The organism is Pseudoalteromonas denitrificans DSM 6059, from assembly GCF_900112265.1.
Taxonomy (GTDB): Bacteria; Pseudomonadota; Gammaproteobacteria; order Enterobacterales; family Alteromonadaceae; genus Pseudoalteromonas; species Pseudoalteromonas denitrificans.
In genome coordinates this window covers 26,199-47,708 of record NZ_FOLO01000044.1, presented here as the reverse complement: position 1 = coordinate 47,708, position 21,510 = coordinate 26,199, and the positions used below count along the sequence as shown (strand labels likewise).

At 35.0% G+C, this 21,510-nt stretch carries 21 protein-coding genes and 1 tRNA gene; 6 read left to right on the top strand and 16 right to left on the bottom strand.

Annotated features, from left to right (window positions below):
- Positions 1–203 precede the first annotated feature (203 nt).
- The 3 genes from BM088_RS20010 to BM088_RS20000 form a co-directional block, all read right to left on the bottom strand.
- Positions 204–653, bottom strand: a complete 450-nt coding sequence (locus BM088_RS20010) for a hypothetical protein (protein ID WP_091988895.1) — start codon at positions 651–653, stop codon at positions 204–206.
- A gap of 571 nt (positions 654–1,224) precedes the next feature.
- Positions 1,225–1,301 (bottom strand) — tRNA-Pro (locus tag BM088_RS20005).
- A gap of 285 nt (positions 1,302–1,586) precedes the next feature.
- The gene (locus tag BM088_RS20000) at positions 1,587–2,261 is read right to left on the bottom strand and encodes an arylesterase (RefSeq protein WP_091988892.1); all 675 of its coding nucleotides are present in this window, start codon (positions 2,259–2,261) and stop codon (positions 1,587–1,589) included.
- Here BM088_RS20000 and BM088_RS19995 point away from each other — a divergent pair, their 5' ends adjacent.
- Together BM088_RS19995 and BM088_RS19990 are read left to right on the top strand one after the other, a co-directional pair.
- Positions 2,262–2,996, top strand: coding sequence for an ABC transporter ATP-binding protein (locus tag BM088_RS19995; RefSeq protein WP_091988889.1), 735 nt, complete (start codon positions 2,262–2,264; stop codon positions 2,994–2,996). It abuts the gene before it with no gap.
- Positions 2,997–3,015: 19 nt separating this feature from the next.
- Positions 3,016–5,523, top strand: coding sequence for an ABC transporter permease (locus BM088_RS19990; protein WP_091988904.1), 2,508 nt, complete (start codon positions 3,016–3,018; stop codon positions 5,521–5,523).
- Here BM088_RS19990 and BM088_RS19985 read toward each other — a convergent pair.
- A complete protein-coding gene (locus BM088_RS19985) occupies positions 5,506–6,408 on the bottom strand; it encodes a TIGR01777 family oxidoreductase (protein ID WP_091988886.1) in 903 nt (300 codons plus the stop codon). The genes BM088_RS19990 and BM088_RS19985 overlap by 18 nt on opposite strands.
- Before the next feature lie 180 nt (positions 6,409–6,588).
- On the opposite strand from BM088_RS19985, the gene BM088_RS19980 reads away from it, so the two are divergent.
- Positions 6,589–7,617 (top strand): AI-2E family transporter, encoded by a 1,029-nt coding sequence (locus tag BM088_RS19980; protein ID WP_091988883.1) that lies wholly within the window; start codon positions 6,589–6,591, stop codon positions 7,615–7,617.
- Between the two features lie 37 nt (positions 7,618–7,654).
- Here BM088_RS19980 and BM088_RS19975 read toward each other — a convergent pair whose 3' ends face one another.
- The 5 genes from BM088_RS19975 to BM088_RS19955 all read right to left on the bottom strand — a co-directional run bounded on the left by BM088_RS19975 (position 7,655) and on the right by BM088_RS19955 (position 10,840).
- Entirely contained in the window at positions 7,655–8,062 is a 408-nt protein-coding gene (locus BM088_RS19975; RefSeq protein WP_091988880.1) for a hypothetical protein, read from the bottom strand.
- Positions 8,034–9,380 (bottom strand): ATP-binding protein, encoded by a 1,347-nt coding sequence (locus tag BM088_RS19970; protein WP_091988877.1) that lies wholly within the window; start codon positions 9,378–9,380, stop codon positions 8,034–8,036. Before BM088_RS19970 ends, BM088_RS19975 begins: the two co-directional genes overlap by 29 nt.
- Complete coding sequence (locus tag BM088_RS19965; RefSeq protein ID WP_091988874.1) at positions 9,374–10,048, bottom strand: response regulator transcription factor; 675 nt, start codon at positions 10,046–10,048, stop codon at positions 9,374–9,376. Before BM088_RS19965 ends, BM088_RS19970 begins: the two co-directional genes overlap by 7 nt.
- A complete protein-coding gene (locus tag BM088_RS19960; RefSeq protein WP_091988871.1) occupies positions 10,048–10,305 on the bottom strand; it encodes a PepSY domain-containing protein in 258 nt (85 codons plus the stop codon). The genes BM088_RS19965 and BM088_RS19960 overlap by 1 nt, the downstream gene beginning before the upstream one ends.
- Before the next feature lie 235 nt (positions 10,306–10,540).
- The gene (locus BM088_RS19955; RefSeq protein ID WP_091988868.1) at positions 10,541–10,840 is read right to left on the bottom strand and encodes a YciI family protein; all 300 of its coding nucleotides are present in this window, start codon (positions 10,838–10,840) and stop codon (positions 10,541–10,543) included.
- 161 nt (positions 10,841–11,001) lie between these two features.
- Between BM088_RS19955 and BM088_RS19950 the strand changes: the two genes are divergently transcribed.
- Positions 11,002–12,423: a sodium-dependent transporter gene (locus tag BM088_RS19950; protein ID WP_091988865.1), complete on the top strand. Its 1,422-nt coding sequence runs from the start codon at positions 11,002–11,004 to the stop codon at positions 12,421–12,423.
- A 183-nt stretch (positions 12,424–12,606) separates the two neighbouring features.
- Here BM088_RS19950 and BM088_RS19945 read toward each other — a convergent pair whose 3' ends face one another.
- Positions 12,607–12,897 (bottom strand): putative quinol monooxygenase, encoded by a 291-nt coding sequence (locus BM088_RS19945; RefSeq protein ID WP_091988862.1) that lies wholly within the window; start codon positions 12,895–12,897, stop codon positions 12,607–12,609.
- 190 nt (positions 12,898–13,087) lie between these two features.
- Complete coding sequence (locus BM088_RS19940; RefSeq protein WP_091988859.1) at positions 13,088–14,113, bottom strand: zinc-binding alcohol dehydrogenase family protein; 1,026 nt, start codon at positions 14,111–14,113, stop codon at positions 13,088–13,090.
- 126 nt (positions 14,114–14,239) lie between these two features.
- Here BM088_RS19940 and BM088_RS19935 point away from each other — a divergent pair, with 126 nt between their 5' ends.
- A complete protein-coding gene (locus BM088_RS19935; protein ID WP_091988856.1) occupies positions 14,240–15,175 on the top strand; it encodes a LysR family transcriptional regulator in 936 nt (311 codons plus the stop codon).
- Positions 15,176–15,282: 107 nt separating this feature from the next.
- Here the strand turns inward: BM088_RS19935 and BM088_RS19930 are convergent, their stop codons facing one another.
- Positions 15,283–15,861 (bottom strand): inner membrane-spanning protein YciB, encoded by a 579-nt coding sequence (locus BM088_RS19930; RefSeq protein WP_091988853.1) that lies wholly within the window; start codon positions 15,859–15,861, stop codon positions 15,283–15,285.
- A gap of 184 nt (positions 15,862–16,045) precedes the next feature.
- Between BM088_RS19930 and BM088_RS19925 the strand changes: the two genes are divergently transcribed.
- A complete protein-coding gene (locus BM088_RS19925) occupies positions 16,046–16,978 on the top strand; it encodes a 1-aminocyclopropane-1-carboxylate deaminase (RefSeq protein ID WP_091988850.1) in 933 nt (310 codons plus the stop codon).
- A 16-nt stretch (positions 16,979–16,994) separates the two neighbouring features.
- Here the strand turns inward: BM088_RS19925 and BM088_RS19920 are convergent, their stop codons facing one another.
- The 4 genes from BM088_RS19920 to trpCF all read right to left on the bottom strand — a co-directional run bounded on the left by BM088_RS19920 (position 16,995) and on the right by trpCF (position 21,510).
- Entirely contained in the window at positions 16,995–17,780 is a 786-nt protein-coding gene (locus tag BM088_RS19920; RefSeq protein WP_091988847.1) for an esterase/lipase family protein, read from the bottom strand.
- Positions 17,781–18,050: 270 nt separating this feature from the next.
- The gene (trpA, locus tag BM088_RS19915; RefSeq protein WP_425439327.1) at positions 18,051–18,866 is read right to left on the bottom strand and encodes a tryptophan synthase subunit alpha; all 816 of its coding nucleotides are present in this window, start codon (positions 18,864–18,866) and stop codon (positions 18,051–18,053) included.
- Positions 18,863–20,071, bottom strand: a complete 1,209-nt coding sequence (trpB, locus tag BM088_RS19910) for a tryptophan synthase subunit beta (RefSeq protein WP_281247182.1) — start codon at positions 20,069–20,071, stop codon at positions 18,863–18,865. The genes trpA and trpB overlap by 4 nt, the downstream gene beginning before the upstream one ends.
- Before the next feature lie 65 nt (positions 20,072–20,136).
- Positions 20,137–21,510, bottom strand: a complete 1,374-nt coding sequence (gene trpCF, locus BM088_RS19905) for a bifunctional indole-3-glycerol-phosphate synthase TrpC/phosphoribosylanthranilate isomerase TrpF (RefSeq protein ID WP_091988842.1) — start codon at positions 21,508–21,510, stop codon at positions 20,137–20,139.

Genomic DNA, 21,510 nt, shown 5'->3' with positions numbered 1-21,510 from the left:
TCATCAGTGAGCATTAATCGGGGCATGACAATCTCGTTTAGTTTGGTTTTGGCGAAGTGAATTATACGAGATTGTCACTTACGCACAAAATTCAAACAAAGATCAACAGCCCCTAGCTAAATAATATTTATTAAATAGATTAAATAATATCAATTAAGTAAGTGTAGGTGTCACAAATTTTTACATAAGGTAATTATGACTACCTAGTCACTCGTAATAGTTCTAACTTCAGCGTTAATAACGCTCCTTAGCATTCTACCTTCATACTCAAAATCAAACCAACAACTTACACTTCCATCGATAGAGGTATAGGGGATTGATGTTATGACGCCTTCAGCTGATAAACCTTTTTCGTTAAATTGAATACCCCACTGACTGCGAACATCACAACTCACATTGGTTACAGTTGATTTCCTTGAGGAGTTAGAGTCATTACGTTCATAAAATTTCCAGTGAATTTTTACTTCTTCACCAACATTAAAGACTTGCTTATCGAAAGCAACTTTTAATATTGCATGAGGTGAGGAAGTTTTTTGTTGATGAAAACCAGCTGTTCGATCAAAATCTAACACATCTGCCACTGTAGGAGCAACTATTCCGGCTAAGGTAATAAAAGCTACGGTACGCACTATTTTTTTATGAGTATTAATCATTTAGATTTCCTTATTTTATTTAAGATCGTGTGATGGATGAGTCATATTATATTTTTAAATTCCTGAGTAAGGTACGGTAAAATGTTTTTAAAATCAAGGTGTAACCTTTTTAGTTTTAATAGGGTAATCTCTTTAGTTATGAAACAAATTTGAAACATTTATAGTTATTCAAACTATTTCTGTTATGGTAGTAATAAAGGCTTGGATTTCATCGGTTTTCGCTTTTTATTTACATTGCAATCAATTGTTAACAGGAATTTAGTGCGAGGTTTGTTAGATACCTTAGCTACAATTATTTTTACCCTAAATAAATCGTTGTATTAATTATTGGACTCATAGAAACTATTTATATGAGATGAAATTTGTATTCAAAAGCAAGCGGCGTTATCTGCTAAATGTGAACTTACATTTACTGCTATTAAAACGCATAGAAAAACCCTTAAACAGGAGCATTTCATCGCTCAGAAAATAAAATTAAACTTATTTGAGTTGTAAATCTGAAAAGGGGATTTTTAAGAAATATAAAGATTTAAATAATGGATGATTTTGAGTGTGTAAAACACTTTTGAAATGGTCGGAGTAACAGGATTTGAACCTGTGACCCCTTGTCCCCCAGACAAGTGCGCTACCAAACTGCGCTATACCCCGACTTTAAATTAGATGTTTTAAATATAACCTTTAGCATTGGGTGATGCCGACATCTGGGCGCTATATTACTCATCTTATGCTGAAAATCAACATATTAACGCATATACGAATTTGTTTGCTGATAAAGTAAGCACATCTCGATGTTTACTGTTTTGTATTGTAAATTTATTATGGGAATACAGATAACTTTAGAACAGACCTTTTTACGACATGGCTGTAGCACTCGAGCGTATAAGGATGTATTTACAGCAAGTCTGATCTAAAGTGATTTGTTTAATATGAACTTTATTCGCTATCCTTTGGTTGGCTTTTAGGTGTATTGATCCAATTATTAATTTCAGTTTCCATTTTATCACGAATAAAAGGTTGAGCAGCTTCGTTTGGATGTATGCCATCAGCTTGCATAAACTCTTTATCTATCGCGATATTATCCATGAAAAATGGCAATAGCTTTGTATTACTTTGTTGCGTTACTTTTTTAAAGGTACCACTGAACATATTTGCGTACCTGGGGCCATAATTGGGTGGGATCTGAATTGTCATTACGCCAGGAATAGCACCAAATTTTCGGGTGTTCTCAATTAATTGTAATAAATTATTTTGTAGTGATTTAATAGGAAACCCTCTTAAACCATCGTTACCCCCTATTTCAATCAATACATAATCGGGCTGCTGCGCTTTTAAAATTGCATCTAAACGCCTTAAAGCACCGCCACTTGTTTCGCCACTAATGCTGGCATTTATGAGTTCAATGGGCTGTTTTTTATCTTTATACGCAAGTTGTAACAAATGCACCCAACCTTGTTCTTGCTTTAAACCATACCCTGCACTTAAGCTATCACCTAGTATAAGTACTTTTGATATTGCAAATGACTGAGTACTCACTGCGCTAAGGCAGAAAACACACAGAATACGAACTAAAAATCGACTATAAAAACGATGGAATTTTGAGTAAATCATATGACAGAGCTTTCACAAATAAATATTAATCAGACTGTTAAGCCTATTATTCAAGTAAGGAATTTATCTAAAAAAGTAAATACCCTTGCTGGCGAGTTACCTATCCTTAGCGACATTAGCTTTAATGTCAAGTCTGGAGAGTCGGTTGCCATCGTTGGCGCATCAGGATCTGGTAAATCGACTTTGTTAGGTTTATTAGCTGGACTGGATGCGACCAGTGAAGGTGAAATTCATCTGGATGGTGAGCCTTTGCATCAGTTAGACGAAGAGCAAAGAGCTGCTTTGAGGGCTAAATCAATTGGTTTTGTATTTCAATCATTTATGTTAGTTCAAAGTTTAACTGCGCTGGAAAATGTGATGTTACCGGCAGAGCTTGCAGGGCATACAGATGCAAAACAACAAGCCATGAGCTTGTTAACTAAAGTAGGTTTAGAACATAGATTAGATCATTTTCCATCACAGTTATCTGGAGGGGAGCAACAACGTGTTGCAATCGCACGTGCATTTGTGGGCTCTCCTAAAATATTATTTGCCGATGAACCTTCTGCTAATTTAGATACCAAAAATGGTCATTTGATAGAGTCTTTATTATTTGAATTGAATCAAGAAAAAGGCACAACCTTATTATTGGTGACGCACGATGAACATTTGGCGCAGCGTTGTAATCGTATTTTACATATTGATGGCGGTGAATTGATAAAAGATAGCAGCGGGACGCGTGCATATGCAGGATAAAAATATAACGCCTCAAGCTTTGTGGGTGAAACTGGCTTTTAGATTGTTTTTTCGTGAACTAAAAAGAGGCGAGTTAACGATTATTACAGCAGCTATTGCATTGGCTGTTTTGACTGTATTAACGCTTTCATCTGTTACAGACCGTATTGGTCAATCAATTGAGCAAAAAAGTAATACTTTTATTGCCGCAGATAGAAAACTTGGCAGCGCACACCCTTTACCAGATGAATATAAAACAAAATCAAAAGAATATTTGCTGAAAACTGCAGATCAAATCTTTTTTGATACCATGTTATTTGCAAATGATAATTTGCAGTTAAGTTCGGTTAAAGCAGTTTCAAAAGAATATCCACTGCGCGGTGAGCTGATCATAAAAGATGATTTAACTGAACAGGCAAATGATTATGCAGTTAAAACGGGACCAACGCCGGGCAATATTTGGCTTAGTGAGTCAGTACTTTACGCACTAGATATTAAAATTGGTGATAAAGTTGAGCTAGGTGCAATGAACTTGATTGCACAAAAAGTTTTGGTAGAAGAGCCTGATGCACCTTTTAATATATTTTCGGCCAGTCGCAGAGTATTAATTAATATAGAAGATGTTCCTGCTACACAGGTGATACAACCGGGTAGCCGTGTTTATTATGCAATGCTTTTTGCAGGCGATGAAGATAATATCGTCTCTTATTATAAATGGCTTAAACCTAAATTATCTGAAAATCAAAGCTGGTGGGGCGTTAAAGATAAACAGTCTTGGTTATCGGGTTCGGTAAATCGCGCTGAAAAATTCTTATTATTGGCAGGATTATTAGGCATTATGCTTGCTGCTGTCGCCATTGCCGTTTCGGCAAAAAGGTATTGTGAAAATCAATACGACCCTGTTGCCATGATGAAAACCTTAGGCGGAAGTCGTTCAAATGTGCGAAAAATATTTGTATTACATTTATCTTTAGTAACCATTTTTGCGATTGCTATTGGTTTGTTATTTGGTTTTGCTTTGCAATTAATAGCCGTAGATTATTTATCCCAAAGTATGGATCAAGCACTACCTGAGGCAAGTATAAGACCGTGGTTTATTGCTATTGCTACTGGAGCAACCTGTGCCTTGATGTTTTCACTTAAACCTTTACTCGATTTATTTGATATTCCACCACTTCGTGTTTTACGTCGTAGTTTAGGCGATTCAATTGCTGTCAGTAAGTTACACCTTTTATTATCTGCCTTGACAATTTTTTCTTTAATGTTGTTATTCAGTGGTCAGTGGATGATTTCAAGTATTTTATTTTTATCATCAGCGGCATTGGTTGGTATCTTATATGGCATTAGCAGATTATTATTTAAAGCGGGCAGGGGCATAGGGTTAAGCCCTGGTTCTAGCTGGTCATTGGCGATTGCATCATTGCAAAAACGTGCCAGTGCTAATTCAGTTCAGCTAGTTAGCTTTGCTTTAGCAATTAAGCTGTTATTGTTTTTATTGGTTTTAAAAAATGACATTATAAACGATTGGCAGTCACAGCTACCAGTGGATGCACCTAATGCATTTCTAGTGAATGTGACGCATGAACAGCTAGATCCAATAGAAAACATGTTATCTGCAAAAGGTATAAGCACAACGGGGTTTTATCCTACGGTGAGAGGTCGATTAAATGCAGTTAATGATGAATTATTAGCGCGAGATTACTCTGAACAAGATAATGAAAAAAAGGATGAAGAAGCTAAGTCTGGTATAGGACGAGAGCTAAATTTAACCTGGTTGACAGAAGTGCCATCACAAAATGAAATTACGCAAGGAAAATGGTTTGATACAGGTGTAACGGGTGAGGCATCGGTGGAAGAAGGTTTGGCTGAACGACTGGAGTTAAAAATAGGCGACAGTATAGAGATATTGATTGGTTCTGAGCGCTTTAATGCAAAAGTCACCAGCTTTCGTAAAGTAAACTGGTCAAGCTTAAAACCTAACTTTTTCATCATTTTAAGCCCTGATTTATTAAGCAGTTTTCCTGCAACTTACATTTCGGCTTTACATGTACCAAAAGAAAGTAAAAAGTCACTGAATGTATTATTGAAAACCTATCCAACAATTACCATGATAGATGTTGATAGTTTTATTAAGCAAATACGCTCTACAATTTCTCAGGTTTCTATTGCTATTGGATTTGTATTAGTGATCGTGATGTTTTGTGGTGGGCTAGTACTTATTTCTCAAGTTCAAGCTAGTTTGCAAGAGCGTATGCAGGAAGTCGTTATATTAAGAACATTAGGTGCAAAGGGTCGGTTAATAAAATTAGCAACCTTGTATGAGTTTTTCTTATTAGGATTAATAGCGGGTTTGGTTGCGGCTATTTTCAGTGATATTGCTTTATTACTTGTACAACAACACATGTTTGAATTAGCTGGTAAGTTGCACCCTATGATCTGGTTAGTTGGACCATTGATAGGTGCTGGTTTTGTATCAAGTTTAGGCTATTTCATGATAGCGAAAACATTAAAGAAAAATACCTCAGATTTATTACGAGTGTTGTCTTAATAAATGTGTAAATGCTTCTTTTAATTGTGGGTAATGAAAACGATATCCCGCAGCTATAATGTTCTTTGGCTGAACATTTTGACCATAAATCAAAAGTTCAGCCATTTCACCTAATAATAAAGTTAAGACTTTAGCGGGGACTCTTAAAAAATGAGGTCTTTTTAATGAACCGGCTAATAATCGAGAAAACTCCTCATTTGAAACTGGGTTAGGTGCTGTTGCATTAAAAATACCTTGTAAGTTTGTTTCTTCAATTAAATAAATAATTAAACCTAACATATCGTCAATGTGGATCCAGGACATCATTTGTTCACCATTAGCAATAGGTCCTCCTAACGCATATTTATATGCAGGTAACATTTTACACAGCGCTCCACCTTGAGATGATAATACAATACCGGTTCTTAAAATGCAGACTCGTGTATGTTCTGAACATGCGCCAAGTGCAATAGACTCCCATTTTTTACATAAAGTATGACTAAATTCATGCGTGCAATTATTAAACGTTTCATCAATAGGGTGTTCATTTTGACGCCCATAAAAACCAATTGCACTGCCTGATATAAAGGTATGAGGTGGGTTTTTAGCTTTTGTTATTTCATCGACTATTTGTTGTGTTAAATGCCATCGACTGTGTTCAATTTTTTGTTTTTGTTTTTGATCCCAACGTTTATCAACGATTGCCTCACCTGCTAAGTTAATGATGATGTCTAGTTGGTTAAAATCAATTTCTGACAATTGAGAAATTGCTTTTATATGTGAGCCTATCTTAATATATACTTTGTTTTGGTTTCTGGTTAATACTGTGATTTTATGATGATTATTTAAAAATGGGATCAATGCACTGCCTATTAACCCTGTGCCACCCGTGATTAAAATATTCATCATTGTCTCCTGTTTTATTTACATTGGCTTTTAATAAAATTCATTTTTTTGGATTTCGTAAAGTAGGCATCTAAGAGCGAACTAATTGATCTTTAATAAAATTGATTGTATTGCGTAAAACCTTTGAGTATAAGTATAGTCATAAATTATTTTTCATGAATTTTGAACATAAGGAATGACATGACACAAGGTAAATTAGTGGGAGCAAGCAGAGGGTTTGTTATTCTTGCCGCACTTGTTGTGATATTAGCAGGTATAAAAATGTCGAGTGACATTATTGTACCTATGCTGTTAGCTGTTTTTATCGCGATAATTTGTAATCCACTTATTAGCTATTTGGCTAAATTTAAAGTGCCAAAAGGGTTGGCAGTTATTATTGTATTTATGCTGATAATTCTTGTTGGTATGTCGGTAGCGGGATTAGTAGGGCAGTCATTAAATGACTTTTCTCAAAAATTGCCAGAATATAAAATTTTATTACAAGAGAAGTTTATCTGGCTAGTGGATATTGCAGCAAAATATAATATTTTGATAGACAAAGAACAGATATTATCTTTCTTTGATCCTGGCAAGGTGATTGATTTTGCAACAAATACACTCACGGGTTTAGGCTCGGTGATGGCAAATTTATTTTTGATAGTTTTAACCGCTATTTTTATGTTATTTGAAGCGCCGGTAGTCAGTAAAAAAGTACATTTGGCATTGGCTGATCCGCAAATGAAAATGCACCATATAGATCGTTTCTTAGACTCAGTAAACTCTTATTTAGCGATTAAAACGTTAGTGAGTTTAGCAACGGGTGTTTTAGCTGCAATACTCTTATGGGTTTTGGGTGTTGATTATTTTGTTTTATGGGGTGTTTTAGCTTTTATGCTTAACTACATCCCTAATATTGGTTCTATGATTGCAGCTATACCTGCTGTTCTACTTGCTTTGGTGCTACAAGGTCCTGCGGTTGCAGGTATCGTTGTGCTTGGGTATGTCACGATTAATACTATTATGGGGAATGTGGTCGAACCTAGGTTTATGGGAAAAGGTTTAGGCTTATCAACACTGGTGGTATTCTTATCATTAATTTTTTGGGGTTGGTTATTAGGCACTGTGGGCATGTTATTATCAGTGCCTTTGACCATGATAGTAAAAATTGCCCTTGAAGCAAGTGATGAAGGACGCTGGATGGCTGTTTTATTAGGTAATGTAGAAGAATAGTTAAGCTATAAATTAACGGGACTTACATCCCGCTAATTTATTGTAATTGTAATAACTCTATATGTTTTTGAATGGAAAGTAATTCACACCGTTTATAGGCGATTGCTGCTGCTATTGTATCTGGCAATCGATTTAAATAACGCCAGCGGCAGTTGTCTTCAATAAATTTTTCAAAATCTTGCTCCGAACGTTTGAAAACTCTAAGAAGTTGTAAATTTCCGGTTTCATTTTGCTTTTTTTCTAAATCGAGTTGAATTTTTGTGATCCAAGTATCAGCAGTACGTTTCTCTAATACAATTTTATTATCTAAGCAGCGTAAATAACTTAAATTTGTCGTTTTTTCTTTATCACAGCCGTCATTAAATTGTGCGTGACTTACAAAACTGGTAAACCCCAAAAATAATATTAAGGTTGTTTTAGTTTTGTTTGTAATTAAATTCAACATTAAATAATGCGCCCCCTAGGTCGCTATCTGATATTTTAAGCTTGCCTTGATATGAATCGACCAAGTCATTAACAATTGCCATACCAACACCATGACCTTTTTCATATGTATCTAACCGAGTACCTCTTTGAGTCAAGAGCTTAATAGACTCTAAAGGGACCCCTGGTCCATCATCTGAAATTTTAATTGATAATAGCTGTGTTGTTGATGACTTTTTTATCGATATTTCAATTTGAACTAAAGCTTCACATGCTTTACATGCATTATCGATTAAGTTACCCATTAATTCCATTAAATCAGTTTTATCACCTAAAAAGTAACTTTTAGATGGAATATTACTGATAAATTGAATGTTTTTATCTTGATATACTTTTTTCATTGCATTTACAATGGAGTTTGCGACAGGTTTAATTGCTGTTTGTTTCTTCCAGGTATCTGTCCCACCCGTTGCAGCACGCTTTAACTGGTGCTCAATCATAATGTTGATGCGGTCTAATTGTTCGTTTGCATCTTTATCTGTCGCAAGTGGACTTGACTTTAAAACAGCTAAGGGTGTTTTTAATGCATGTGCTAAATCACTGAGTGAGGTGCGATAACGATCTTTTTGTCTTTGTTGTGAGTTTAATAAAAGGTTTAAGTCTTGAGTGATTTTTTTTAGTTCAACTGGATACAGACCTTTAATTTCATCACTATTACCTGATTCTATGGCAATAATTTCTTTATCTAGCCGTTGAAGAGGCCTTGCACTCCAAATAAACCCGATAATTAATAATAATGTAATGGCAAAAGCCATTATAATTAACCAGTTTTTTAATGTATCTCGAAAACCAAGCATCATGTCACGAAGCGCAATATCATCTTTTAATAGATAAAAAGTGACATTATGTGATGTTTCATTAATTTCACTGATCACCGAAAAACTTAATTGCCAATAACTTTTGCCTTCAAAATTAATTTCTTTAAATTGAGTTTCACCAGCATGAATAGAAGTTATATTGGGCAGGATATCTCTGTTTAGTGCTGATTCTGATTGCCATTGTTTATCTTTATTAAGGTAAATAAACGCAAAGGTATCTGAGTTAAGTCTATTGAGTTCAGGTGTTAATAAAATTGCGGGCATGCCAATACCCTCTTCTTGGAAATCAACTTCGGCAAGAATTGAATATAAATGAGCTTCTAAGGTATTTTCAGTGGCTTCAACTAAAGATGCATAATAGGCTTTACCGATAGAGAAAAATAAAACAGGCAAGGCAATAACTAATAAAAATACGAGCGTGGAGCCTTGTCTAATTTTAAGTGATATCTCACCTGTTACCATTGGCTTTGTAGCCTGTAACCTCGCCCTCGAAGGGTCTCAATTGGTTTAAATACATTTTCGGGATCTAATTTTTTTCGCAATCGTAAGACAAAAACTTCGATGACATTTGAATCTAAATCAAAATCTTGATCGTAAATATGTTCCGTTAGTTCTGATTTTGAAATGACTTTTTGTGGGTTAACCATTAAATACTCAAGTACTTTATATTCATAGGCAGTTAAGCTTAGTTCTTGATCATTAACCCAGACTTGTTGGGAACGCGTATGAAGACGAATAGGCCCTGCAAGCATTTCTGGATTTGCTTGGCCGGCACTTCTACGAATAAGTGCATTACAGCGGGCTATTAACTCTTCTGAATGAAAGGGTTTGGTAAGGTAGTCATCGGCACCAGCATCAAGTCCTTCGACTTTATCCTGCCAACGATCTCGAGCCGTTAAAATAAGGATTGGAATATCTAAATTAGCTTCTCGTGCTTTTTTTATGACTTCAATACCATTCATTTTAGGCAAACCTAAGTCGATAACTGCCAAATCTAAAGGGTATTCAGTTAAATGGAATAAACCAGACTCACCATCATGAGCTAAATCAACACTATAGCGCTCTTTTTCTAATGCTGCTCTTAAGTTATCGGCTAAATGTAAATCATCTTCTATTACTAAAATACGCATCAATTTTTGCCTTTTTTTACTAAACCACTTTTTTTATTAACTGTAACATCTAATACACGACCTTTAGGTTGTAATACGCGTACTTTGTAGTGTTTTTTGAAGTCTTTTATTTTTAATACCTTACCTGGATATTTTTGTTGTACTAGGCTTGCAGCTTGTTTTTTACCTATGGCTTTTTGTTTAGCGCGATTATTCGCATCAGTAAAAGAGGGAAAACTAAGAATGAGGACTAAAAAAATAATGTTAAAATAATGCATGCCTTATTCTCCAGGACAAAACTTCCAAATAATATATTTAAACTAAGCTTGTTGTTTAGTAACTTTTTGATATTTATTGTAATAAATTTTTATTTTTAAATTATACAAACTAATGGAAATAAATACCTTATAAATTTTAGTTTAAACTATGATGACTTATTTATCACTTAGAATAACAGCTGTGTGTGAATCTAAACTGAATCGAATGGCTCTAATACTGAGAGCCATAATTAATTTAAGGTAAAACTTTTTTAAATGGTTTTACTATGGACTCTTTATATATGTTGGCTTCAACGTATGGATCTGCGGCAGCCCAATCTCTGGCTTGTTCTAAAGAATCAAATTGAGCGATAACTAAGGAGCCTGTAAAGCCAGCTTCACCTGGATCTTCAGAATCAATCGCAGGAAGCGGTCCTGCGGCAAATAATCTGTCTTGATTTTTTAATTCTTCTAATCGTGCAATATGAGCTGGACGAACTTGTTTTCTTAATTCCAAACTATTTTCAACATCGGTTGAGCAAATCATGTACCACATAAAAATTCCAAAAAAGTGATTAAGAGTGCTAAATAGTAACATCTTTGTGACACTTTTAGAGAATACTGATACAAGATTTACGTCAAAAGCTTGAAACTGGAGGCGTAAGGCTGATAGCATCAAGCGATATATATATAACAATAATAAAAGTAAGGTTGTTTATGAGTGCTAATCGCGAGCATTTTAGTTCACGTCTAGGGTTTATTCTTGCGGCAGCAGGTTCAGCTGTTGGTATTGGTAATTTAGTGGGGTTTCCTGTAAATGCTGCAAAAAATGGTGGTGGAGCATTTTTATTGATGTACGCAATTTTTGTTGTTGTCATCTGCATCCCTGTCATGATAGCTGAAATGGCAGTAGGTCGTAAAACTGCAAAAAATCCTGTTGGGGCATACGCTCAATTAAGTGACAATGATTCTAAATGGCGTTTAGCTGGGTTACTGAGCGTTATCACTCCTTTTATGATAGCGATATTTTATACTGTTTTAACTGTATGGATCTTGGTTTATTTAGTTTTGTCGGTTTCAGGTAACCTCGATTACATGGCCAGTGCCAGTGCCTTCGGTGATGTTATTAGTAGTCCTTACTTATTTGTTTCTATGATAGTTGTGGCTGCTTTAGTTCGGTTTATTCTTGTCTCTGGCGTCAAAGCCGGTATTGAGCGTGCGGCAAAAGTGATGATGCCTGCATTATTTGTTATGCTTATTTTATTAGTGATATTTGTTTTAACTTTAGATAATGCTTTTGCTGGTGTTGAGTTTTATTTAATTCCAGATATCGACAAGCTAACACCAAAAGTGATTAGTAACGCATTGTCACAAGCTTTCTTTTCTTTATCTTTAGGTATGGGTATCTTAATTACTTATGGTTCATACATTAGTAAAGAAACAGATATTGCCGGCTCTGCCAAATTAGTTGCGATCACTGATACATCCGTTGCATTTATTGCGGGTTTAATGGTATTGCCAGCTATATTCTCATTTAATCCAAGTATTAACCCAAGTGAATTAAGTGATAGTGGTGTGTCGTTAATTTTTAGCTATTTGCCTAAGATATTTTTAGCGCTGGAGACATCGGTTGGTTATTTCTTTGCAAGTACAATTGCTGTTATTTTCTTTTTATTGGTCTTTTTTGCCGCTTTAACTTCATTAGTATCAATTATCGAAGTGCCTGTAGCTTATTTAATTGATGAAAAAAAGCAGACGCGTAAAAAAGCATTAAACACGATGTTTTTATGGGCTGGTTTACTGGCATTATTAACTACATTATCAGCGGGAATGGTTGACTATTTAACCTCTTTAACTTCTTATGGCGGTAAGTCAAAATCATTATTTGATGTTATTTATGACATGTTTTATGACACTATATTGCCATTAAATGGGTTATTAATATGTTTATTTGTGAGTTATCGCTGGAAAAGTCAAAATTTGAATGAAGAATTATCCATTGGTAATCCTGAGTTTAGTAAAACTTTTCTAGCAAAATATACACATGTCGCTTTAGGCACTTTTGTGCCTGTTATTGTTGCTGTGATTTTTATCGATACTGTGGCGAGAATATATTTTGATTATCACTTTTTTGGCTAGCGCTAAAATTGTGTCGTTAAAATAAAAAAACCGCTTAATAAGCGGTTTTTTATTTCTTTAATTATCTTGAACTGAAAAGTACTTACATCATAAAAAAACATTGAGTAATGAGATTCTCAACACTGAGTAAACTTTTTAACTAGGCTATCATTTAATAATTGAATGATAGATTTTTATAGGAAATTAAGAAATAAGAGACATTTCATTTAACGTAAACTCAGCAACAGCACCTTCAGTCGCAGCCATATAGTCAGCTAAATGTTGATTAGCCATATGTGCTTGCCATAATTCTCGAGTTTGCCAGTTTTCATAAAACATGAAGTGAGCAGGGTTTTCATTATCTTGATGTAAGTCGTAATTGATACAGCCTTTTTCAGTTCGAGTAATTTCAATGAGTTTTAAAAGCGCTGCTTTTACTAAATCAATTTTGTCTGTATTAGCTTTAATGTTTGCAACTATGGTTAAGTTTGCCATGTGAGTTCCTCAGGTGAGTTTTGTGTTTACGAAACAGATAATAAAATATCTCCTTCTTGTGAAAACAGCTTAATATTTGAATCATTATCAATACTTTATTTAAATTAGACACGTACTGGTTTATGAATGTCCATAGACATGTTCTTTTATTACTGAAGTGTCGTGTATTAAAAAAGTTTTGCTGTGATGTTTAAAAGCCTTGTAAAACAATTTTTCCAATAGATTTCCCTGACTCAAGTATTTCATGGGCAGCTTTTAAATTTTTTGCATTAATAGTGCCTAAATTTTTACCTACAGTCGTTTGAATGTAACCTTGGTCAATTAAATCACTTACTTTATTGAGTAGATGATGTTGTTTTATGATATCTGAAGTGTTGAACATTGAACGAGTAAACATGAACTCCCAATGTAGTGATAAACTTTTAAGTTTAAGTTTGCTTATATCAAGTGATTTAGGATCATCAATTAAGGCGATTTTTCCCATAGGGGCTAACAACGCAACATAGCTATCTAGGTATGAATCTGTGTGTGTTAAGCTGGCAATATGCGTTACCTGTCCAATATTTAGTTGTTCAATTTGGTTCTGTAATGGCTTTGAATGATCAATAACATAATCAGCCCCCAATGTTTTAACCCACTTTGCAGAGTTTTCACGAGAGGCTGTAGCGATAACTGTTGCACCTGTTAATACATTTGCTAATTGAACTAAAATTGAACCGACACCGCCGGCTGCGCCAACAATCAAAATGACATCTTTTGAGCGTTCTTTTGAATCAGGATGCTGCTGTTTTATAGCTAAACGCTCAAATAATAATTCCCAAGCGGTAATAGCTGTAAGTGGTAATGCTGCAGCTTCACTATTCGATAAACTTTTTGGCTTATGACCAACAATACGTTCATCAACTGATTGATATTGGGCATTACCGCCTTGGCGGTTTAAATCTCCTGCATAAAATACCATATCGCCGGGTTTAAACTTGCTCACTGACTCACCTATAGCGACCACTTCCCCTGCTGTATCCCAACCGAGTACTTTGTATTCATTCTCTTTAGGTTTAACGTTTTGACGAATTTTGTAATCTACTGGATTAACAGCTATTGATTTAACACGCACTAATAAATCATATCCTGAAGCTTTAGGCTGTGGTAATTCAATATCTACTAAAGATGCTTTTTCACTGATCGGGAGTGATTGATTGTAGCCAATTGCTTTCATGATTATGTCCTGTGGTTTGGATGATTAGTTAAGCATGGTGGTTAACTTGGGGATAATAATAGAGCTTGATTGATTTGAGATAAACAGCATAATAATTGAATCTTTATCAAATATTTTTTGACAATAATGTTATTAGAAGACTTAAATGTTATTTTAAAAGTTGCTGAATTTCGTAGCATCACAGCGGCAGCAGAAAGTTTAGATATGCGAACAGCAACAGCAAGCGCAGCAATCAAAAGAGTTGAGCGGACACTTGGAGTTGAACTCTTTATAAGAACGACGCGACATTTAAGGTTATCTGTTGCGGGTGAAAGATACATTCCCAATTGCGAACAAGCGCTACAAATGCTTAATTTAGCGCAACAAAATGTCAAAGATGATTTAGATATTATTGATGGTGAATTAAGGATTTCAGTACCGTCTGATTTAGGTCGAAACTTGATTTTACCTTGGCTTGATGAATTTATGAAAACGCATACAGGTGTGAGTGTTAAATTACACATCAGTGATAGTAATATTGATTTTTATCGTGATCCAGTTGATATTGCATTGCGCTATGGCTCACCAAAAGATGCCAATTTATATGGTTTCAAAATTTGTAATGTGCCCCGTGTGATTTGCGCCACAACTGAGTACTTAAATAACTATGGCTTGCCTCAACATCCTAATGATTTGACTTCTCATAACGGACTTTTATATCAACTACATGACATAATCCATGACGTTTGGGAGTTCTCTTATCAAGGGGAGTCAATTAAGGTGAAAATACAGAGTAATCGTGCTTCAAATGATGCCGAACTGGTTAGACGTTGGTGTGTGAGTGGTAAAGGGGTTGCAGCAAAATCTAGTTTAGATATGTCTCATGATTTGATGAGTGAACAAGTTGTATCAATCCTATCTGAATTTGCTCCTAAGTCGACAGAGTTGTGGCTGATTTGTCCAAGTAGACAAACAATTACGCCGGCAGTTCGGCTGTTAAGAGAACATTTGAGAGTTAAGTGTGCAGATGTTTTGAATCAACTAATTAGTAAAGGGATTTTAACTAAATCAGATATTGAGTAGCTAATAAGTGCCCATTATGATTAATTTTAAGTATGGAACTTAAAAAAGCTGTTACATACTTTTAATGTAACAGCCACAGGTTAATTTAGCGGTTTAATTTAAACTGTTTATTTCTTTTTTTCAGGCTCTTCTTCAGGCAAATACTTAAATAACATCATAATAGTGATAAAGATAAATACAAATGTAATGCCCATCAACCCAAAGACTTTAAAGTTTACCCAAAAATCCAATGAGAAATTGTAGGCAATATAAATATTTAATACAGAGATAAATAAGGTGATAGCAGCCCACATTAAGTTTATTTTATCCCAAAGGGTTTTAGGAATATTAAGTTCTTGCTCTGTATCTGATGCATTCTTTAAAATGGAAGTAAGCATTTTTTCCATTAAATTTTTCTTGAGTAGGTAACGTGAAACTAATAATGTTAAGAAAAAAGCAAAATAGATCACAGTTGCTTTCCATTTTATAAAAGCTTCATCATGAAAAATTAAAGTCATAGAGCCTAATACAAGTGCAATACCAAAAAATACCCAAGTTTTTGTCGCTACTTTCCCATCTTTAAAATAATAAAATGCAACTTGTAAAGTTGAAGTGCCGATTAAAACACCTGTAGCCCAAAAGATATCAACTAGCTTAAAAGTTGCGAAAAATAAAATGAGTGGAATATATTCGATTAATGCGTGCATAGTTTACTTTAAATATTGAAAGATGCGCTTTTGTAACAGTTACAAGCAAGGTGCACAAGCTTAAAAGGCTAAAAATAAAAAATAATCTTTTTATAAATTTAACTTAAATACATATTTAATTATCAAATAACGGGTGGAATTGTTAAAATATACAACAATTTTTTAAGAATTATATTTTGAAAATATGCTTTTAACTTCCTCTCCAATTGAGCAGGTCTCTTTTTATAATCGACTCTTTTATATTAAAAGAGATGATTTATTACATGAATCTTTTTCAGGAAATAAAGCTCGCAAATTTTACTCTTTTTTAAAAGGTGATTTCTCAGGCTGTCATAAATTAATCAGCTATGGTTCCGCACAGGCTAATTCTTTATTTTCCTTTTCTGAATTGGCTAAATTAAAAGGGTGGCAGTTCGATTTTTATGTATCACATATCGCGAGCTTTATGAAACAGAATCCGAAAGGGAATTATAGAGCTGCACTAGAAAATGGCGCTAATATTATTGAAGTTGGTGACTTAATGCCAGGAGAACTGCTTGAGTCTTATGTTAAAAATACAATAATTCCAAATGAGAAAAACCACTTATTTGTGCCTGAAGGCGGGCGTTGTCAATATGCAAGAATGGGCATAGATTTATTAGCGCAAGAAATTATTTGTTGGGCTGAAAATGAAAATATAACCCAGTTAAAAATTGCATTACCTGCGGGTACTGGGACAACAGCTTTATTTTTGCAACAATATTTTAAACAACAGAAATATGATTTTGAAGTACTCACCTGTGCCTGTATAGGTGGGGATGAATATTTAAAACAACAATTTTTAGAGTTATGTTTGGATGAAACGCAACATCCAAAAATATTATCCAGTTCAAAAAAATATCATTTTGGGAAACTTTATAAAGCGTTTTTTGAAATTTGGCAAAAACTAAAGTTAGAAACAAATATTGAGTTTGAATTACTTTACGATCCCTTAGGCTGGTTAACTTTACTTGAGCATTTAGAGCGCGAACAGATAGAAAGAGACCGACCTGTATTGTACATTCATCAAGGCGGTTTATTAGGTAACGAAACCATGTTGCCACGCTATCGGCGTAAATATCACGCTAAGCTCACATAAGAAGAACAATTTAGTATTATTGATAAAACTGTCCATTCTCAATAAAATAAACCGCTTGCTGCAATGCAGGTATTAGCCTTCTTAAGTTGAAATGTTTTTCTGATACTAATAAAAAGTCAGTCATCCCTGTTACTTTCATGCTATCAACCGATACTACACCATCATCTGCTCCTGGCAATAACCAAGCTGTGAGCCAATTTCCATTGTAGTTACCAGCAATAATGCCTAACTCAAAGTTTACATCTCCAAGTTGATTCACCCAGCTAGTGCTGTGTGGATTGAGTTGCGTACCTGCAGGTCCAATATTATCTTTGAACCACTGTGTATCAGAAAATATATTGGTAAGCTCAGTGCCTTTATTTGGGGGGCTGAGCATGACAACCCGACCTAAATAAGGCATAGGGTAATTCTTTAAATACTGTCTTACGAGAATACCGCCCATTGAATGTGTGACAAAATGAATCTTTTTGACGCCTTGTTGCTCAAGTGACAATACCAAAGGACGTAAATGTTCAGCCACAAGAGTTTCAATATCATATTGTGTAGAAGGGTAACTCATATTAACAATGTTAAAGCCTTTCTCTTTTAGAAAAATTTCAGCAGGTTTCATTGCAAATGCACTTCTAAACATACCATGAAGTAGAATAATGTATTCATCATTATTATGTTGGCTGATTAACTCTTCAATATTATCTAATTGATGTGTTTTTTCTGGTTTGCCAATTAAAGAAAAACTGATAATGACTAAAATGATGCCTTTAAGAAACCAGTTTTTACGGTTGAAAATATTAAGTTTATTCATTATTTGACGTAATTAATTTTTGTAAATTAACAATGTTTACAGAATACAGGGCGTTTATTTTGATTTTTTTGTTAGGTGATTAAAGGCTAAATCAGATGTTTAAAGGTAAAACTTAAAAAATAATTATTAAAATTGTAGACTGATAATGTTCAGGGAACATTTTTAGACGCTCGATGTATAAGCTCAAGCACTTTTTTGCCATATCCCTATGGCAAAAAGTTTGAATAATATTATCTACTTACAATGATTTTTTCACTTAACATACAGAGTTTACAAAGTTGCAGCTTTCATTTTTTGTGTGAAATCTTTGAGTTCAGATAGCATTGTTATTGGTTCTGCTAAGTTATCTTCTATTATTTTAACAACAGCTGAACCTGAAATTGCGCCTGCTGCACCAGAATCAAGGGCGGATTTGACATGTTCAGGGGTTGATATACCAAATCCTAATAATGAAGGTGCTGCATGATATTCATTTAATTTACTAATAATGGATGTCGCTGGCATAACAGCTTGTGTATCAGTTCCCGTTACACCTGCACGAGATAATAAATAGGTATAACCACGGCCATATGAAGCGCATGTTTTTAATGTATCATTATTGGCATTTGGTGTAGCAATAAAAATTGGATCTATACCAGCCATTTTAGCTGAGGCTCTAAATAATTTTGATTCATGAAGTGGTATGTCTGCTACGAGTACAGAATCTACACCAGCTTGTTTAGCATCAAGATAAAACTTATCTAAACCTCGGGCAAATATTAAATTCGAATATAACAGCAAGCCAATTGGGATGTCTTTGTTATATTCACGAACTTTTTTAAGTATTTCAAAGCACACATCGGTATTTGAATTTGCTTTAAGAGCACGGATATTTGCTTTTTGGATCACAGGACCATCGGCAACGGGATCTGAAAAAGGAATGCCTAATTCTAGTGCATCGGCTCCTCCATCAATTAAGCTTTTTATTATCTCAAAACTTAGTTCTGCATTAGGATCACCTATGGTCACAAATGGCACAAAAGCACCTTGTTTATTGGCCAAAAGAGCTTCAAACTTTGTTTGATATCTATTATTCGTGCTCATCATTTTGCTCCTTTTTCAGCTAGTACAGTTTGTACATGGGCTAGGTCTTTATCACCACGACCACTTAAATTAACAACTAAAATGGTTTCTTGAGTTTGTTGTTCAGCATATTTCAGTGCGTAGGCTAATGCGTGGCTTGATTCAAGTGCTGGAATAATGCCTTCATTTTTTGCTAATGTTTGAAAAGCATCTAAAGCTTCGTCATCTTCAATACCAACATATTGCGCTCGACCTGTTTCGTGTAAATGGGCATGTTGCGGGCCCACAGCTGGGTAATCAAGCCCGGCAGACACTGAATATGACTCTTCAATTTGACCAAAGTCATCTTGCATAATATAGGTGTAGGCCCCGTGTAATAATCCTTTAGTGCCCTTACATAAAGTGGCACCATGCTCTTTGCTATCAAGCCCTTTACCGGCAGGCTCAACGCCTATGAGTTTGACTGATTCATCTTCAATAAAATCATTAAACATACCAATAGCATTTGAACCACCCCCTACACAGGCAATTACGACATCGGGTAGACGACCTTCGGTTTCCAATATTTGCACTTTGGCTTCTTCGCCGATCATTTTTTGAAATTCTCGAACCATAGTAGGGAAAGGGTGAGGGCCTGCAGCTGTACCTAATAAGTAGTGTGCTTTGTCATAATTTGCAGACCAGTCTCTTAAGGCTTCGTTGACTGCATCCTTTAGCGTACCAGAGCCAGCTGTAACAGGAATGACTTCTGCACCCATTAATTTCATTCTAAAAACATTAGGTTGTTGGCGTTCAATATCTTTAGCGCCCATATACACTTTACACTTTAAACCTAAAAGTGCGCAGGCAAGGGCTGTAGCCACACCATGCTGACCTGCACCTGTTTCAGCGATAACTTCTGTTTTCCCCATACGCTTGGTCAATAATGCCTGACCTAAAACTTGATTTGTTTTATGAGCACCACCGTGCAATAAATCTTCACGTTTTAAGTAAAGTTTTACTTTTGGATTTTTTACCATATTTCGGGTCAGTGTTAAGGGTGTAGGACGACCTGCATATTCACTTAATAATGCAGTAAACTCAGCCTGAAATTCAGGATCTTTTTGTGCGTCATTGAATTCTTGCTCTAATTGTTTCAGCGCCGGAACTAATAGCTCAGGTACAAACATACCGCCAAACTGGCCAAAGTAACCAGGTTTGTTATCTGTATTATTGTTAAAAGATGTCACTTCTCATTCCTCATTCTGTGATGTTTGATCTTGTGCTAAAGCAAGGTCTTTAGCACATTTTTAATTTAGTATTGTCTTAATTTTTTAAATACGTCGTTAATTTTGTCAGTGCTTTTTTTTCCGGGCTCTGTTTCAACTCCAGAGTTGATATCTAAACCTGTTGCACCAATAAGGCTTGCTTGCTGTATATTGTCACTGTTTAAACCGCCAGCGAGCATATATGAGTTATTAAAATCTTTTAATAATGTCCAATCAAATACTTGGCCTGTTCCGCCTGGTAAACTATCGCTATGAGTATCAAACAAATAACGATCAATATTTTTAGTGACTGGCGGTAATTCATTTTTAATAGCAAAAGCTTGCCAAATTTTGCAGCTTTTAGGCAGTTTATTTTTAAGTTTAGTTATATAGTCCGCAGATTCAGAGCCATGTAATTGCACTACATTGAGTTTAAGTTGATGTGCATATTCAACAACATGTTCAATACTCGCATTGACAAAAACACCTACAAAAGACAAAGGGGCGCTATCAACGATGGCTTTTGCGCAATCTAAATCAACAAAACGAGGGGATTTAGAATAAAAAATTAATCCACCAAATACAGCACCAGCATTATATGCCGCAATAGCATCGTCACATCGAGTTAAACCACAGACCTTATTTTCACCTAAAATGAGTTTTCGGCAGGCTTGTTCCATATCATTTTGTGCCATGATAGAGCTGCCAACCAAAAAACCATTACATAGAGGAGATAATCGTTTTACGTCATCATGGGTGTAAATTCCTGACTCAGAAATTACAATTTTATCTTGGGGGATCAGTGCTCTCAGTTTTTCGGTCGTCGCTAAGTTTGTACTTAAGTCACGTAAGTCACGGTTATTAATGCCAATAATCTGAGCGTCTAGTTCAAGTGCACGATGTACTTCAGTTTCATTGCTTACTTCAGTTAAGATGCTCATATTTAATGACTGTGCAACTTGAGCTAGTTTTTTGTATTCTTGATTGCTTAATACTGACAGCATTAATAAAATAGCGTCGGCACCATGTAATCGCGCAAAATAAACTTGATATTCATCAATGTAAAAATCTTTACCTATCAACGGTTGCTCTACATTATTTCTAACCGTTTGCAAATAATCAAAGCTACCTTGAAAGTATTTTTCATCGGTCAATACACTAATGCAAGTAGCATAGTTTTTATAAACGGCTGTAATTTCATCTAAATCAAAATGAGCCCGAATAAGTCCTTTTGAAGGAGAGGCTTTTTTGCATTCTAAAATAAAATGTGTACCGCCATTATCTGTCCTTCTCAAAGCCTGATAAAAGCTCCTTGTAGAAGGTTTTACTGTATCTATAAAACTTGATAATGGGCGTTGTTGTTTACGTTCTTCAAGTTCAATGGCTTTATCTGTCACTATTTTTTCTAATACGTTAGCCAT